This window comes from Luteimonas sp. Soil_C_16, assembly GCF_057657295.1.
On the sequence record NZ_JBDGIS010000006.1, the window covers coordinates 1 to 15,918 of the forward strand.

Sequence of the window (15,918 nt, forward strand, 5' to 3'; positions counted from 1 at the left end):
ACAGGGCTTCCGCGCTGTCGCGCGGCTTACTTTTGTCTTGGCAAAAGTAAGCAAAACCGTCTTCGCCGGACGCGAGCCGACGCGATGAAGCCGCGTCGGTGCCCTCCGCTCCTCGCCTGACGTGGCACATTGGGACCTTCACGGTTCCGCAGCCCAAACTCGCTGCGCTCAGACACGGGCTGCTCTTCGGCCACGCCAGGCTCCGGTGCTCGGCTCGCTCTACGGCTCGATTCAAGTCAAAAGCTGAGAGCCAAAGCCAAGCCAAGCCAAAGCCAAAGCCAAAGCCAAGCCAAAGCCAAAGCCAAGGCAAAGGCAAAGGCAAAGGCAAAGGCCAAAGCGAGAGCTTGAGCAACAACGAAGTCAGGCAGAGTCGCGACTACTTCAAAGAAGCTTCGGACACCCGAAACGCCCCCAATGCATCCACGAACTCTGGCGCCAACGCCATCGACCCGAACACCCCGTGCTGCGTGCCACTGAGCACCCGCAACATGTGCCCCCGCCCACCCGGCAGATTCCCCAGCGGCCGGAACGCGACATCGCGCGCGGTCGCGATCACGTCGCGCTCGGACTGGAACACCGGCGTCAGCCATCGGCTCCAGAACTGGTAGATCGCCACGTGCCGGCGACGCACGCGCGCATACGTGGCCAGTGCGTCCGGCAACGCGTGTTCTCTCAAGGCATCACGCAAGGCCTCGGCATCGAGCAGGGCCATATTGACGCCCTGCCCCAGCTGCGGGCTCATCGCGTGCGCGGCGTCGCCGAGCAGCGCCCAGCGGCCGCGATGCCACTGCGTCAGCGTGACGTCGCGATAGGTCGCGCGTGCGAGCTGTGCGTGCGTCGTCGTGGCACTGAGCAGACGCGCGGCGTCGGGCCAGATCGCGGTGACCGTGTTGCGCCAGTCGTCGAGCGCGGCGGACTGCCAGCCGTCGAAGGCGGCGATCGGCAGGCTCCAGAAAAAGCTCAGCCTGGGCACGGTATCGCCCGGACGCGTGCCGACCGGCAGCAGGCCGATCATCCGGCGCGCGGCGACGTAGCGCTGGCGGAGTTCGTTCAAGTGCGGCCAGTCGTCCGCATCCAGCAGGCACCACAGCGCGCCCCAGGGATACACCGCGTCGCGCCGCACGCCGCCGAGCCGGCCGCGCAGGCGCGAGGCGGCACCGTCGGCCGAGAGCACCAGATCGAAGGGGCCGTGCCGTCCGCCATCGGCATCGCACAGCCAGCGGTCGTCGGTGTCGTCCGGACCTTCGATGGTGATGCCGGCATGCAGGCGCACAGCGTCGCCGCGCGCTTGGTCGAGGATCGAGAACAGCGCGCCGCGCTGCAGGCCGACACCGCACAGGCGCGGGTCGAGTCCGGCGTAGCGCATGTCCATGACCGCGCGGCCGCAGGGCGTCTCGCCGTACAGCCGATCGACACGCGCGCCGTGCGCGAGCACCTGGTCGAGCAGTCCCATGCGCCACAACACCTGCAGGCCGGTGGGTTGCAGCAGGAAGCCCGCACCAACCGGGCCCGGCTCGGGCGCACGTTCGAAGACCTCGATGCGATGGCCGTCGCGCGCCAGCAGGACCGCTGCGGCCTGTCCGGCCGTGCCGTAACCGACGATGGCGATACGCAATGACGTCATGACGGCTCCGCTGCAGGGCGGCCAGCATATCCGGCGCGTTGCGGATTCCGGCAGTCGCATGCATCGCGCGCCACACAAAAAGAGCCGCCCTGTTGCCGGGGCGGCCCTTGTGGATCAGTCGAACGCGCGGTCAGTGCGCCGGTCGTTCGTCGCCGTCGTGTTCCAGCTGGCGATCACGCTCGCGTGCCGCTTCCAGACGCGGATCCGGCTCGTCGAGTTTGTCGCCCAGCACGCGGCGCACGATGATGAAGAACACCGGGATCAGCAGCAGGCCGAGGAAGGTCGCGAACAGCATGCCGCCGATGACGCCGGTGGCCAGCGCATGGCGTGCGCTGGAACCCGCGCCGCTCGACAGCGCCATCGGCGTGACGCCCATGATGAAGGCGAACGAGGTCATCAGGATCGGGCGGAAACGCAGGTTCGCCGCCTCGATCGTCGCATCGCGCAGCGTCTTGCCTTCCTTGTACTGCTGCACCGCGAACTCGACGATCAGGATGGCGTTCTTCGCCGCCAGACCGATCACCGTCACCATGCCGATCTTGAAGAAGATGTCGTTCGACAGGCCCGGACGCAGCATCGTGAAGACCACCGCGCCGAGGATGCCCAGCGGCACCACCAGCAACACCGCGACCGGAATCGACCAGCTCTCGTAGAGCGCGGCCAGACACAGGAACACCACGACCACCGACAGCAGCAACAGCAGCGTCGCCGTGTTGCCCGCGATGATCTCCTGGTAGGACATGCCCGCCCAGTCGTAGCCGAAGCCTTCCGGCAGTTCGTTCTCGACGATCTCCTCCATCGCGGCCATCGCTTCACCGGTACTGCGACCGGGCGCCTGCGAACCGACGATGTTGATCGCCGAATAGCCGTTGTAGCGCGTCAGCGACGGCGTGCTCGCGCCCCACTCCGGCTTCACCACCGTGCTCAGCGGAATCATCGTCGGCGTGCCGTCGGGATTCGTCGACGTCGTGCTCGGCGTGTAGAAGCGGCCGATCGAACCCGGCTCGGTGCGGTACTGCGCATCGGCCTGCATGTTGACGCGCTTGATGCGGCCGTCGGACACGTAGTCGTTGACGTAGACCGGCGCCAGCATCAGCTGGATCGCGCCGTAGATGTCGGTCACCGACAGGCCCATCGACTGCGCCTGCACGCGGTCGACGTGCAGTTGCAGCTGCGGCGCGTCTTCCAGCGTGTTCGGGCGCACGCCCTGCAGCACGTCGGTCTTCTGCGCGGCCGCGCCCAGCAGCTGGTTGCGTGCCTGCTGCAGCGCCGCGTTGCCGGCGCCGGTGCGGTCCTGCAGATACATGTCGAAGCCGCCGAACTGGCCCAGACCCTGCACGGTCGGCAGGTTCACGACGAAGATCGTCGCGTCCTGCACGCCCTGCAGCGCGCCGTTGGCCTCGCCGAGGAAGCCGTTGATGTCGACGTCGCGCTCGCCCCAGTCCTTGAGCTTGATGAAGCCCATGCCGACGTTCTCGCCCTGGCCGACGAAGCTGAAGCCCGCGACCTGCAGCATCGCCTCGTACGACGGGTTCTGCTCCAGGCGTGCACGCACGTCCTCGAACACCGCGTTGGTGCGCTGCAGGGTCGAGCCCGGCGGCAGCTGCACGATCGCCAGCGCATAGCCCTGGTCCTCGTCGGGCACGAAGCTCGACGGCAGCCGGATGTAGAGGAACGCACAGACCACGCACAGCACCGCGAACACCGCCATCCAGCGCGGCGCATGCTTCACGGCACTGCCGATGTGGCCGACATAGGTCGCGTTGACCTTGTCGTAGTACTTGTTGAACGTGCGGACGACGACGTTGTCCTTGCGCTCGCCGGGCGGTGCATGCTGCTTGAGGAAGGTCGCGCACAGCGCCGGCGTGAAGCCCAGCGCGAGGAAGGCCGAGAAGCCCATCGCGACCGCGATCGTGATCGCGAACTGCTTGTAGATCTCGCCCGAGGCTCCGCCCTGCAATGCGCTGGGGATGAACACCGCGGCCAGCACGACGGTGATCGCGACGACGGCGCCGGTGATCTGGTCCATCGCCTTCATCGTCGCCTCGCGCGGCGGCAGATGTTCCTCCGCCATGATGCGTTCGACGTTCTCGATCACCACGATCGCGTCATCGACCACGATGCCGATCGCCAGCACCATCGCGAACAGGGTGAGCTGGTTGATCGTGTAGCCGAGCATGCTCAGGCCCAGGAACGTGCCGAGCAGCGCGATCGGAATGACCAGCGTCGGGATGATCGTCGCGCGCAGGTTCTGCAGGAACAGCAGCATCACCAGGAAGACGAGGATCACCGCCTCGATGAGGGTCTTGATGACCTCCTTGATCGACAGCGTCACGAACGTGGTGGTGTCGTAGGGCTTGAACCACTCGATGCCCTGCGGGAACGAGGGCTGCAGTTCGTCCATGCGCGATTCGACCGCCGTGGCCACCGTGAGCGCGTTCGCGCCGGGCAGCAGCTGGATCGCGAACGCACCGGTCGGCTGGCCGTTGTACTTGGTGTCGAAGCCGTAGCCCGACGCGCCGATCTCCACGCGCGCGACGTCCTTCAGGCGCACGGTCGCGCCGTCGTTGTCGGCGCGCAGGATGATGTTCTCGAACTGCTCGGGCGTGCTGAAGCGGCCTTCGGCCGAGACCGTGGCGGTGAAGCCCTGGCCTTCCGGCGCCGGGTCGGAGCCGACCGAACCCGCAGCGAACTGCACGTTCTGTCCACGTACCGCGGCCATGACCTCGGTCGCCGACATGCCGTAGCCCTGCAACTGGTCCGGGTTGAGCCAGATGTTCATGGCGTACTCGGAACCGAACTGCTGGGTGCTGCCGACGCCGGGCACGCGCGCGATCTGCTCGAGCACGCGCGAACCGATCAGGTCGTTGAGCTGGTTGCGGGTGACCGTGGGGTCCGCCGAACGCAGGCCCACGACCATCAGGAAGCCGGCGTTGGCCTTGGCCACGACGACGCCCTGCTGCACCACTTCACTGGGCAGACGCGGCGTGGCCAGCGAGACCTTGTTCTGCACCTGCACCTGCGCGATGTCCGCGTCGGTACCGGTTTCGAAGGTCAACGTGACGCTGGCGCGGCCGGACGAGCTCGAGGTCGAACTGAAGTACAGCAGGTTGTCGATACCGGTGAGCTGCTGCTCGATGACCTGTGTGACCGCGCGTTCGGTGGTGTCGGCGCTGGCGCCGGGATAGGTCGCCGAAACGGTGACCTGCGGCGGTGCGACGCTCGGATACGACTCCACGCCCATGTTCAGCAGCGAGATCACGCCCGCGAGCGAGATCAGGATGGAGACGACCCAGGCGAAGACCGGGTGGTTGATGAAAAACTTGGGCATGGCGGATCAGTCCTGCGTGTCGTTCGCAGCGGGCGCCTGGCCGGCGGCCTCCTGCGCAGGTGCGGGTGCCGCCGCTGCGTCGCCGGGCGTCGCGGGTGCGGCGGCCTCGCCTGCGGAATGCGCCGCCGGCGCTGCACCTGCGGCCGCGCCGGGCGCCGCCTGCGCCTGTGCCTGCTCGGGCGTCCACGGCTTGGGCGCGACCACCGCATCGGGACGTGCCTTCGGCACGCCGCTGACGATCACGCGGTCACCGGCCACCAGGCCGTCGGTGATGACCCACTGGCCACCCTGTGCGCGGTCGGTACGGACCGACTTGCGGACGACCTTGTCGCCCTCGCCCACCACCAGCACGTAGGCGGTGTTGGCATCGCGCAGCACGGCGGCCTGCGGCACCAGAAACACGCCGCTCTGCTGGCCCATGTTCGCGCGCAGCGTCACGTAGACGCCGGGCAGCAGACGACGATCGGGGTTCGGCAGTGTCGCGCGCAGCTGGATCGCGCCCGAGGCCGGGTCGACCACGTCGCCGGAGAAGTCCAGCGTCGCCAGCTGGTCGTGCACCGTGCCGTCGCCGAGCACGATCTCGACCTGGCCGCCACCGGCGTCGCGGTCGAGCGGCAGTGCGCGGATGCGGGCGAATTCGCCGGCGCTCATCGAGAAGTTGATGTACAGCGGATCGATCTGGTCGACGGTGGTCAGCAGCGTGGAATCGCCCTGCCCGACCAGTGCGCCCTCGGTGACCTGCTGCTTGCCCGCGCGGCCGGAGATCGGCGCGCGCACGGTGGCGTAGCCGAGATTGATCTGCGCGGTCTGGGTCGACGCGCGCGCGGCCTGCAGCGCGGCTTCGGCGCTGCGCTCGGCGGCGAGCGCGTTGTCGAGATCCGACTTGGAGATGAAGTTGGTCGGCGCCAGCTGGCGCGCGCGGTCCGCGGCGCTCTTGGCGTTGACCGCGTTGGCCTGCGCCTGCGCCTGCGCGCCCTGCGCGGTGCCGAGCGCGGCCTGCAGCTGCGCGGGATCGATGCGGAACAGCACGTCGCCTTCGGTGACGTCGCTGCCTTCCTGGTAGACCCGGCGTTCGAGCACACCCGGCACGCGGGCACGCACGTCGGCGCTGCGGAACGGGGCCAGACGGCCGACCAGTTCCTGTTCCAGCGCGATGCTGGTCGGCTGGACGGTCAGCACACCGACTTCGGGCGGCGGCGGCGCGGCCTGCTCCTCTTGTTGACCGCAGGCGGAAAGTGCCGCAGCGAGCACGGCAATGGAGAGGAGTCGGCGCATGGGGGAGAGACCTGGGAGAGGTGGGACGGGATTTACTATACCGGCCAGTATAGCTAATTCAGATTGCGGTTCGCACCGTGAAGGAAGTCATTGCCGCCGGCGCGGGCGCGATGCTGCGTTGCAGGCGGTGCGAGGCCGGTGAAATCGAACCTTGCTCACGGAATGAATCAAGTTCATAATCCGCGCCGCTTCCGGTTCATTCAGGTTTCCATGCCACCCCTGTCCCCCGCCGTCGCACGTCGCCAGCGCGAGATCGCCGCGCGCGAACGCACGCTGCTCGACACCGCCCAGGCGCAGATCCAGCGCGACGGACTGCTGTCGCTGCAGATGGCGCGCGTGGCCGAGGAGTGCGGCTATGCGATCGGCACGCTGTACAAGCATTTCGCCAGCAAGGAAGACCTGCTGGTCGCGCTGGCCACGCGCAACAGTCTCGACCGCGTGGAGCTGTTCGAACGCGCCGCGAAGTGGAGCGGGCCTACCCGCGAGCGCATGCTCGCCGTCACGCTCGCCGACATGCTGATCATCCGCGAGCAGCCCGAGCACTTCCGCCTCGCCCAGTTCGTTTGGACCGACGTGGTCTGGGGCGCGGCGTCGGACGAAAGCCGGCGCCGCGCGCTCGAAGCCTGCGAACCCCTGGGCACGCTCGTCGACGGCATCGTCGCCGAGGGTCGCGAACGCGGCGAGTTGCCCGCCTCGGTGCTGACGGTCGGTGCGATGACGATGGGGCCTTGGATGATGACCGTCGGCATGCACGCGCTCGTGCAGCAGCAGGGCCTGGTCGACACCGCCGTGACCGGCGATCCCTATCGCCTTCTGATCCGCCAGCTGCAGTACCTGTTCAACGGTTACGGCTGGCAACCGCTGTTCGACGCCGAGGACGATGCCGCGCTCGATGCGCTGATCGCCCGCGTCAGCCGTGACGTCTTCGATACCGACTGGTCCAGCATCACGCCAGACCTGCCGCCGCCCCTTCCTCTTTCCTGACGGAACCCGACCATGTCCAGGACCGATACCCCATCCACGCCGCGCAAACCGCGTCCCCGTCTGCGGATGATCGTGATGCTGATCCTCGTCGCCGTGATCTTCGGCGGCGTCTTTCTCGCCAAGGCCCTGATGGGCAAGGGCATGAACGATTTCTTCGACAACATGCCGCAACCGCCGGTCGCGATCACGACCTACGACGCCGCGCAGCAGTCGTGGTCGACGCCGCTCGAAGCAGTCGGCACGCTGGTCGCGGTCAACGGCACCGACGTCACGACGGAAGCCGGCGGCGTGGTCCGCAAGCTGTCGTTCGAACCCGGCCAGCCGGTCAAGGCCGGCACGGTGCTGGTCGAACTCAACACCGACAACGAACTCGCGGTGCTGCGCTCGAGCGAAGCGGCGGCGAAGCTCGCCGTCGTGCAGCGCGACCGCTGGCGCGAACTCGGTGAGACGCAGCTGGTCTCGAAAGCCGAGGTCGAAGAACGCGCGACGCAGGCGGCGACGTCGCTCGCGCAGGTCGAGGCGCAGCGCGCCCTGATCGCGCAGAAGACCATCCGCGCACCGTTCGACGGCGTGCTCGGCATCCGCAAGGTCAACCTCGGCCAGTTCATCTCGCCGGGGACGCCGATCGTCGGCCTGCAGCAGCTCGATCCGATCTTCCTCGACTTCACCCTGCCCGAGCAGCAGCTGCCGCTGATCGAGACCGGTGCAACGCTGCAGGCGGTCGTCGACTCGCTGCCGGGTGAGCAGTTCGAAGGCACGATCACCGCGATCGAGCCGTCCGTCGATGCCGGCACACGCAACTTCATGGTCCAGGCCACGCTGGCCAATCCCGACGGCAAGCTGCGCCCGGGTGCGTTCGCGCGCGTCGGCCTCGCGGTCGGCGGCGAGCAGAGCGTGGTGGTGATCCCGCAGACGGCGGTGACCTTCAATCCCTACGGCAACGCGGTGTACGTGGTGTCCGAGAAGCCGGTCGATCCTGAAGCGCCCAAGGCCGAAGGCGAAGACGCGCAGCAGGGGCCGACCTTGATCGTGCGCCAGCGCTTCATCAAGACCGGTGCGACCCGCGGCGATCTGATCGCGGTCACCGATGGCCTCAAGCCCGGCGAGCGCGTGGCGACCAGCGGCCTGCTCAAGCTGCGCAACGACGCCGTGGTGACGATCAACAACAAGGTGCAGCCGAGCGCGGATGCCGCGCCGACGCCCGAAAACCGATGAGCGCGCGCCGCTGATCGCGATCGCACCTTCCTGATCGATGTGTCCGGGCGCCCTGCGCCCGCCCCGCTCCCTGACCCGTGCGCCACCGCGCGGGGGAGACCGAGATGAAATTCACCGACATCTTCATCCGCAAACCCGTGCTGGCGATGGTCGTCAGCCTCTTCATCCTGCTGTTCGGCCTGCGCGCGTTCTCCGAGCTCAACGTGCGCCAGTACCCCGAGCTGCAGAATGCGGTCGTCAACATCAGCACGACCTACTTCGGCGCCGACGCCGACCTGATCCAGGGTTTCATCACCACGCCCCTGGAACGCGAGGTCGCGAGCGCCGAGGGCATCGACTATCTGACCTCGACCAGTTCGGCCGGCGTCAGCGTGATCCAGGCCTACATCCGTCTGGACTACGACCCGAACGAAGCGCTCACCCAGATCGCGGCCAAGGTCAACAAACTGCGCAGCGAGCTGCCGACCGAGTCGGAAGATCCGGTCATCGACCTGCAGCAGGGCCAGCAGGTCGCGGCGATGTACGTTTCGTTCGCCAGCGATGCACTCAACGACAACCAGATCACCGATTACCTGACCCGCGCGGTCGAACCGACGATCGCGACGATTCCCGGCGTGCAGCGCGCCGAGATCATGGGCCCGGGTTCGTTCGCGATGCGCGTGTGGCTCAAACCCGACCGCATGACCGCGCTCGGCGTCACCGCGAGCGACGTGTCGGCCGCGCTGCAGTCCAACAACGTGCTGTCCGCGCTGGGCTCGACCAAGGGCCAGATGGTCGCAGTCGACCTGACCGCGCGTACCGACCTGCGCACGCCCGAGGAATTCCGCGCGCTCGTCGTGCGCGAGGCCGATGGCGCGATCGTGCGTCTGGGCGACATCGCCGATGTCGTGCTGGGATCGGAGAACTACGGTTCGTCGGTGCGCATCAACGGCGCCGCGGCGACGTTCATGGGCATCTATGTCTCGCCGGATGCGAACGCGCTCGACGTGATCGCCGAGGTCCGCAAGGCCTGGGACAACGAGATCGTGCCGCAGTTGCCGGAAGGCATCGAAGCGACGATTCCCTACGACAGCACCGAGTCGATCCAGGACGGCATCAACGAGGTCATCCGCACGATCATCGAGGCGGTGATCATCGTCATCGTGGTGATCTACCTGTTCCTCGGCTCGTTCCGCAGCGTGCTGATTCCGGCCGTCACGGTGCCGCTGTCGCTGGTGGGCGCGCTGTTCCTGATGCTGCTGATGGGCTTCACGATCAATCTGCTGACGCTGCTGGCGATGGTGCTGGCGATCGGCATCGTGGTCGACGACGCGATCATCGTGCTGGAGAACATCCACCGGCACATCGAAGAAGGCATGACGCCGTTCGATGCCTCGATCCGCGGCGCGCGCGAACTGGCGTGGCCGGTGGTCGCGATGACCACGACGCTGATCGCGGTATATCTGCCGATCGGTTTCCAGGGCGGCCTGACCGGCGTGCTGTTCACCGAGTTCGCGTTCACGCTCGCCGGCGCGGTGTTCCTGTCGGGCATCATCGCGCTGACGCTCACGCCGATGATGTGCGCGAAGATCCTCAAGCCGCACGGCGAACACAGCAAGAGCCGCCTCGAGAAGTGGCTCGACCGCCGCTTCGAATCGGTGGAGCGCGGCTACCAGCGCAGGCTGCACGGCGCGCTGCAGACGCGCGCGGTGATCCTCACCTTCGGTGCCATCGTGCTGGTCTCGTGCGTGTTCCTCTACATCGGCGCGCCCAAGGAACCGGCACCGCCGGAGGACGAAGGCTTCGTGTTCGCGATCGGCAGCGCCGACGCCGCGAGTACGCTCGATTACGTCGAGGGTTACACCGAGGAGATGACCGCCGTCGTCGAGCAGATCCCCGAGATCAACGACTTCTTCCTGTTCAACGGCGGCATGGGCGGCATGGGCGGCAGCAACAGCGCGATGGGCGGCTTCGTCATGAAGCCGTGGAGCCAGCGCGAGCGCTCGACCAACCAGATCCTGCAGCAGGATCTGCAGCCCAAGCTCGCCGAGATCACCGGTCTGAACATCTTCGCGCTGGTGCCGCCGTCGTTGCCGTCGGCGGGTGGTGACGGCGGTGGCGAGTTCCTGATCGGTGGTATCGGCTCGCTGGAACAGCTGTCGGAGATCGCCGACGAAGTCGTGGCGCGTGCGCAGGCCAGCAGTCGCTTCATCTTCCTCGACAAGGATCTGAAGATCGACAAGCCGCGCGTGGAAGTGCAGATCGATCGCGACAAGGCGGCGCTGCTGGGCATCGACATGCGCACGCTCGCGGCCGACATGAGCGCGCTGCTGGCCGGCGGCTACGTCAACCGCTTCGCGATGCAGAACCGTTCCTATCGCGTGATCCCGCAGGTGCAGCGCAGCGACCGGCTCAATGCCGAGCAGCTGGGTAACTATTACACCCGCACCCGCGACGGCGACCTGATTCCGCTGTCGACGGTGATCTCGTTCAAGGAAAGCGCGCAGCCGCAATCGCTTAAGCGCTTCCAGCAGCTCAATGCGGTGGGCATCACCTTCGCGCCGCGCCCCGGCGTGACCAAGGGCGAGGCGCTGCGCGTGCTCGACGAGATCGCTGCCGACGTGCTGCCGCAGGGGTACAGCGTGGACTACGCCGGCGAGTCGCGGCAGTTCAAGCAGGAAGGCACGACGATGCTGATCACCCTCGCCTTCGCGCTGGTGATCATCTTCCTGGTGCTGGCGGCGCAGTTCGAGAGCTTCCGCGATGCGGTGATCATGCTGATGACCGTGCCGATGGCGATCAGCGGCGCGCTGCTGGTGCTCAATGCGCTGGCGCTGCTCTCGGGTGTGCTGCAGTTCGCCGGCATCGAGGCCTTCCCCGGCATGTCGATCAACATCTACACCCAGGTGGGACTGGTGACGCTGGTCGGCGTGATCTCCAAGCACGGCATCCTGATCGTGGAATTCGCGAACAAGCTGCAGGTCAACGAGGGTGTCTCAAAGGCCGAGGCCATCGAACGCGCCGCCGCGATCCGTCTGCGTCCGGTGCTGATGACGACCGCCGCGCTGGTGTTCGCGATGGTGCCCCTGCTGATCGCCAGCGGTCCGGGCGCTGCGGCCCGCTTCTCGATGGGTCTGGTGATCGCCGCCGGCATGTCGATCGGCACCGCGTTCACGCTGTTCGTGCTGCCGGCGTTCTATCTGCTGCTGGCCCGCGACCACAGCCACGATCGCGACGCGGCCGAAGCACGGAAGGCGGACCATCGCGACGACGACGATCTGACGCCGGCGCCGCAGGGGCATTGAGTCCCGGCGACAGGTGACACGGAAACGGGCGCGGCTTCGGTCGCGCCTGTTTCTTTCGGGGTTATCCCGTTCGATCAGATGGCGAGGATGGGTTTCGCTGGCGCTCTATCCATCCTGCAAAGGCGCCGACACTCCCACCGAAGGACGGGTGGAGCGCAAGCGAGACCCATCGCGCAACGCGCTAGAGAATCGCGATCCACGCTGCATCGAGCGACAACGTCGCAGGCAGGTCGCTTCCGTCCGCGACGAACGGCAACACCCCCAGACACGGCGCCGGCAACGCGTCCGCCAGCAGGCCGACGTAGTCGTCCGCGCGTGCGAAGTCCGGATCGATGCGGTTACCGATCCATCCGACCAGCCGACAGCCGTCCGCCTCGATCGCACGCGCAGTCAGTCGCGCGTGACTCAGGCAGCCGAGCTTCAGGCCGACGACCAGCACGACGGCGCCGCCGAGCTGCCGCGCGAGATCCCGGTGCTCGAGCTCTTCCGCCAGCGGCGCATCCCAGCCGCCGGCACCCTCGACCAGCACCACATCCGCAGTCGATGCGAGCCGCGCATGCGCGGCGTACAGGCCTGCGATGTCGACCGTCACACCCGCCGCGATCGCGGCCAATGTCGGCGCCGTCGGCTCCGGCAGCGCCACCGGATTGACGTCGGCGTAGTCCGGTCGCGGCGCACTGGCCGCCTGCAGGGCGAGCGCATCTTCATTGCGCCAGCGCCCGTCGATCCAGTCGCAGCCACTGGCGATGGGCTTCATGCCGACCGCGCGGAGACCGTGCGCACGCAGTGCATGCAGCAGGGCCACGCTCGAATGGGTCTTGCCGATGCCGGTATCGGTGCCGGTCACCAGAAAGCTGCGCGCGCTCATGCGGATTCCGTCGCGATGCGGGGCTGCGCACCGCAGCGCGGGACCGGCGCGGTTCGCAATGGGCGGCCGTCCGCATCGCGCGACCACGCGTCCCGTCCCCCGAGCCCCTGCGGGGCCGCTGCTACACTCCGCGGCATGTTCACTTCATCTCCCCTGACCGGCTCCAAGGCCGAACAGTATGCCGCGCTGGCGGCACAGGCACGGGCGCTGCTGCACGGCGAACGCGATGCAATCGCCAATGCGGCGAACCTCTCGGCGCTGGTCTATCACGCGCTGCCGGATCTCAACTGGGTCGGCTTCTATCTCTTCGACGGCACCGAACTCGTGGTCGGCCCGTTCCAGGGTCTACCGGCCTGCGTGCGCATTCCTCTAGAAAAAGGCGTGTGCGGCGCGGCTGCGCGCACGCGCACGACGCAGCGCATCGACGACGTGCATGCCTTCCCCGGCCACATCGCCTGCGACAGCGCCTCGCGCTCGGAACTGGTGGTCCCGCTGTACGTCGGCGAGCGCCTGATCGGCGTCTTCGACATCGACAGTCCGGTCCCGGCGCGTTTCGACGTTGAAGACCAGATCGGCATCGAGTCCCTGGCCGCCGTCTATCTCGAATCGCTGCAATGACCGCACCGACGCCGCTCAAGCTGCGCAACATCGGACCCAAGTCCGCGGCCTGGCTGCGTCAGGTCGGCCTGCGCACGCGCGAGGATCTGGAAGCGGCGGGCGCGGTGGACGCGTTCGTCAAGGTGCGCCGCGCCGGTTTCAAGCCCAGCCTCAACCTGCTGTATTCGCTGGAAGGCGCGTTGCTCGACTGCCACTGGCAGGACGTGCCCGAGGCGCGCCGCCTGCAACTGGTCGAAGCCGCCGAGGCCGCGACCGCCCTGCTTCCCGATCCGCGCGCGCGCCAGGCGGCCGGCCCGGTGACGACGACGGTGACCGAAACGGTCGAATCGGAATCGCCCTTCGACAGCCTGTTCGACCGCCGCGACGACTGACCGCATTCCCGGCGCCGCCTGTCCGCGCCTGCAGCCCCGCGCTCACGTACAATCCGCGCCAGCTTCATGGTGACCCGCCGGCGTTCCGCCGTCCGGGTTGAAACGGGAAGCCGGTGACGCGCCCAGGCGCCAGTCCGGCACTGCCCCCGCAACGGTAAGCGTGTTCAAGGCATCGCATCCGCCACTGTGCCCGTGCACGGGAAGGCGCGACGCCCGGGAGTCCTCCCACGCGCGAGTCCGGAGACCGGCCACGAAGTCTTCCTCGATTGCGATGCGGCGGGCATTGCGGCGGCGTTCCGGACGGCGTGCGCGCGTCCGGCCGGCAGCCGTGTCCGTCCTCGCGATCTCCCGATACCCCGCGTGCGTGGGCGCACGCGACAAGGAGACTGCAATGCCGTTCCGCACCCTGACCGTGGCGATCGTCGCCGCTCTCGCTTCGCCATTCGCCGTCGCCGCGACCGCCGCCGACGCGCGCGATCTCGACACCGTGCTCGTCACCGCCAACCGCAGCGCAAGCACGCTCGGCGACACCATCGTGCCGGCCCAGGTCATCGACCGTGCCGAGATCGAACGCACCCAGGCGCGCGACCTGCCCGAACTGCTGCGCGGCCGCGCCGGCATCCAGATCGGCAACTCCGGCGGCCCCGGCAAGCTGACCTCGGTCTTCATGCGCGGCAGCGAGTCCGACCACGTGCTGGTGCTGGTCGACGGCGTGCGCATCGGCTCGGCGACCGCCGGCCTCGCCGCATTCCAGGACATTCCGGTCGACCAGATCGAGCGCGTCGAGATCGTCCGCGGCCCGCGCTCCAGCCTCTACGGCTCGGAAGCCATCGGTGGCGTCATCCAGATCTTCACCCGCCGCAACACCGGTGCGATCAGCCCGCACGCACGCATCGGCGTGGGCAGCCACAACCTGCGCGAAGCCAGCGCCGGCATCGGTGGCCGCGCCGGCCGCGGCTGGTTCGGGGTCGACGCCGCGTTCCAGCGCACCGACGGCATCGACAGCTGCCGCGGCCGTGGTCCGCTGGACGGCGATTTCGGAGCGGGCTGCTTCGTTGACGAGCCCGACCGTGACGGCTACCGCAACCGTTCGCTCAACCTGCGCGGTGGCGTGGAACTCGCGGAAGGCCTGACGTTCGAAGCCAACGCCCTGCGCGCGGAAGCGTTCAACGAGTACGACGGCAGCGTGTTCGGCGGCAACGAGGCCGACAACGTGCAGCAGGTCGCCGGCGGCAAGCTGACCTATGCACCTTCCGACGTCGTCACACTGACCGCGCAGGCCGGCCGCAACTACGACGAGTCCACGACCTACTTCCGCGACATCGATGCGGGCACGCGCGTCGATGTCGGCCAGATCGACACCCGTCGCGACACCGCCTCGGTGCAGGCCGATTTCGGTCTGGCGCCAAGCCAGCGCTTCTCGCTCGGCTTCGACTGGATGTCCGACAACGTCGAGAGCGACACCGACTATGCGTTGACCTCGCGCAACAACTTCGCCGTGTTCTCCGATTACACGGCGCGTTTCGGCGCGCACCGCGTGCAGGCCGGCGTGCGTCACGACGACAACGAACAGTTCGGCGGCCACACCACGGGCAGCCTCGGCTGGGGCCTCGACCTCGACCACGGGCTGCGCCTCAACGCCAGCGCCGCGACCAGCTTCAAGGCGCCGACGTTCAACGATCTGTATTTCCCGTTCGGCAGCGGCAATCCGGATCTCGAGCCCGAGCGCGCGAAGACGGCCAATCTCGGTCTGTCCCAGTACGCCGATGCGTGGAACTGGTCGATCAACGTGTTCGAGAGCCGCGTCGACGATCTGATCTTCCTCGACCGCAACTTCATCCCGCAGAACATCCAGGAAGCCCGCATCCGCGGCGCCGAGCTGACGTTCGCGACCACGCTCGCCGGCTTCGACCTGTCGACCGAACTGAGCCACGTCGATCCGCGCGACAGCAGCGACAACGCCAACAACGGCAACCTGCTCGCCCGTCGTACGCGCAACAGCGGCCGTCTCGACATCGACCGCAGCTTCGGCGACTTCCGCATCGGCACCACGCTGCGCGCCAGCAGCAGCCGCTACGACGACGCCGCCAATACGGTGCGCGTCGCCGGCCACGGCACGCTGGACCTGCGCGCCGCGTGGGCGTTCAACCCCGACTGGACGCTGGAAGCCCGCGCGACCAACGTGCTCGACAAGACCTACGAGACCGTGAACTGGTACTACCAGCCGGGTCGCGAATACGGTCTGGCGCTGCGCTGGTCGCCGGTCACACGCTGATCCAGGCGCGGCGCAGGCCGCGTTTCGCGTCACTCCACACGGCCGTCGCATGACGGCCGTGTGCGTTTCGGGG

At 67.8% G+C, this 15,918-nt stretch carries 10 protein-coding genes and 1 riboswitch; of the genes, 6 read left to right on the forward strand and 4 right to left on the reverse strand.

Annotated elements, in window-relative coordinates:
* Window positions 1-376 precede the first annotated feature (376 nt).
* From AC3A5T_RS12140 to AC3A5T_RS12150, 3 genes are all read right to left on the reverse strand, one after another.
* Complete coding sequence (locus AC3A5T_RS12140) at window positions 377-1,624, reverse strand: FAD-dependent oxidoreductase (protein ID WP_487628798.1); 1,248 nt, start codon at window positions 1,622-1,624, stop codon at window positions 377-379.
* Window positions 1,625-1,754: 130 nt separating this feature from the next.
* Complete coding sequence (locus tag AC3A5T_RS12145) at window positions 1,755-4,955, reverse strand: multidrug efflux RND transporter permease subunit (protein WP_487628799.1); 3,201 nt, start codon at window positions 4,953-4,955, stop codon at window positions 1,755-1,757.
* Between the two features lie 6 nt (window positions 4,956-4,961).
* On the reverse strand, window positions 4,962-6,230 hold the full coding sequence (locus AC3A5T_RS12150; RefSeq protein ID WP_487628800.1) for an efflux RND transporter periplasmic adaptor subunit: 1,269 nt from the start codon (window positions 6,228-6,230) through the stop codon (window positions 4,962-4,964).
* Window positions 6,231-6,440: 210 nt separating this feature from the next.
* On the opposite strand from AC3A5T_RS12150, the gene AC3A5T_RS12155 reads away from it, so the two are divergent.
* From AC3A5T_RS12155 to AC3A5T_RS12165, 3 genes are all read left to right on the forward strand, one after another.
* Entirely contained in the window at window positions 6,441-7,214 is a 774-nt protein-coding gene (locus AC3A5T_RS12155; protein WP_487628801.1) for a TetR/AcrR family transcriptional regulator, read from the forward strand.
* A 12-nt stretch (window positions 7,215-7,226) separates the two neighbouring features.
* Entirely contained in the window at window positions 7,227-8,429 is a 1,203-nt protein-coding gene (locus AC3A5T_RS12160) for an efflux RND transporter periplasmic adaptor subunit (protein ID WP_487628802.1), read from the forward strand.
* Window positions 8,430-8,533: 104 nt separating this feature from the next.
* Window positions 8,534-11,713 (forward strand): efflux RND transporter permease subunit, encoded by a 3,180-nt coding sequence (locus tag AC3A5T_RS12165; RefSeq protein WP_487628803.1) that lies wholly within the window; start codon window positions 8,534-8,536, stop codon window positions 11,711-11,713.
* 181 nt (window positions 11,714-11,894) lie between these two features.
* Here AC3A5T_RS12165 and bioD read toward each other — a convergent pair whose 3' ends face one another.
* Window positions 11,895-12,581, reverse strand: coding sequence for a dethiobiotin synthase (gene bioD, locus AC3A5T_RS12170; RefSeq protein WP_487628804.1), 687 nt, complete (start codon window positions 12,579-12,581; stop codon window positions 11,895-11,897).
* Between the two features lie 135 nt (window positions 12,582-12,716).
* Between bioD and AC3A5T_RS12175 the strand changes: the two genes are divergently transcribed.
* The 3 genes from AC3A5T_RS12175 (at window position 12,717) to btuB (ending at window position 15,845) form a co-directional block, all read left to right on the forward strand.
* Window positions 12,717-13,199, forward strand: coding sequence for a GAF domain-containing protein (locus tag AC3A5T_RS12175; protein ID WP_487628805.1), 483 nt, complete (start codon window positions 12,717-12,719; stop codon window positions 13,197-13,199).
* Window positions 13,196-13,570 carry a TfoX/Sxy family protein gene (locus tag AC3A5T_RS12180; protein WP_332077411.1) on the forward strand — a complete coding sequence of 125 codons (375 nt, stop codon included), beginning with the start codon at window positions 13,196-13,198 and terminating at the stop codon, window positions 13,568-13,570. The genes AC3A5T_RS12175 and AC3A5T_RS12180 overlap by 4 nt, the downstream gene beginning before the upstream one ends.
* Window positions 13,571-13,620: 50 nt before the next feature.
* A riboswitch (cobalamin riboswitch) is annotated at window positions 13,621-13,837 on the forward strand.
* A gap of 124 nt (window positions 13,838-13,961) precedes the next feature.
* Window positions 13,962-15,845 carry a TonB-dependent vitamin B12 receptor gene (gene btuB, locus AC3A5T_RS12185; RefSeq protein ID WP_487628806.1) on the forward strand — a complete coding sequence of 628 codons (1,884 nt, stop codon included), beginning with the start codon at window positions 13,962-13,964 and terminating at the stop codon, window positions 15,843-15,845.
* Window positions 15,846-15,918: the final 73 nt, after the last annotated feature.

What these genes read in the sequence shown, in the direction of transcription:
- AC3A5T_RS12180 (WP_332077411.1), top strand. Translation starts at nt 13,196, where the DNA reads ATGACCGCACCGACGCCGCTCAAGCTGCGCAACATCGGACCCAAGTCC.
- AC3A5T_RS12150 (WP_487628800.1), bottom strand. Translation starts at nt 6,230, where the DNA reads ATGCGCCGACTCCTCTCCATTGCCGTGCTCGCTGCGGCACTTTCCGCC.
- AC3A5T_RS12140 (WP_487628798.1), bottom strand. Translation starts at nt 1,624, where the DNA reads ATGACGTCATTGCGTATCGCCATCGTCGGTTACGGCACGGCCGGACAG.
- AC3A5T_RS12165 (WP_487628803.1), top strand. Translation starts at nt 8,534, where the DNA reads ATGAAATTCACCGACATCTTCATCCGCAAACCCGTGCTGGCGATGGTC.
- AC3A5T_RS12175 (WP_487628805.1), top strand. Translation starts at nt 12,717, where the DNA reads ATGTTCACTTCATCTCCCCTGACCGGCTCCAAGGCCGAACAGTATGCC.
- AC3A5T_RS12145 (WP_487628799.1), bottom strand. Translation starts at nt 4,955, where the DNA reads ATGCCCAAGTTTTTCATCAACCACCCGGTCTTCGCCTGGGTCGTCTCC.
- AC3A5T_RS12160 (WP_487628802.1), top strand. Translation starts at nt 7,227, where the DNA reads ATGTCCAGGACCGATACCCCATCCACGCCGCGCAAACCGCGTCCCCGT.
- AC3A5T_RS12155 (WP_487628801.1), top strand. Translation starts at nt 6,441, where the DNA reads ATGCCACCCCTGTCCCCCGCCGTCGCACGTCGCCAGCGCGAGATCGCC.
- btuB (WP_487628806.1), top strand. Translation starts at nt 13,962, where the DNA reads ATGCCGTTCCGCACCCTGACCGTGGCGATCGTCGCCGCTCTCGCTTCG.
- bioD (WP_487628804.1), bottom strand. Translation starts at nt 12,581, where the DNA reads ATGAGCGCGCGCAGCTTTCTGGTGACCGGCACCGATACCGGCATCGGC.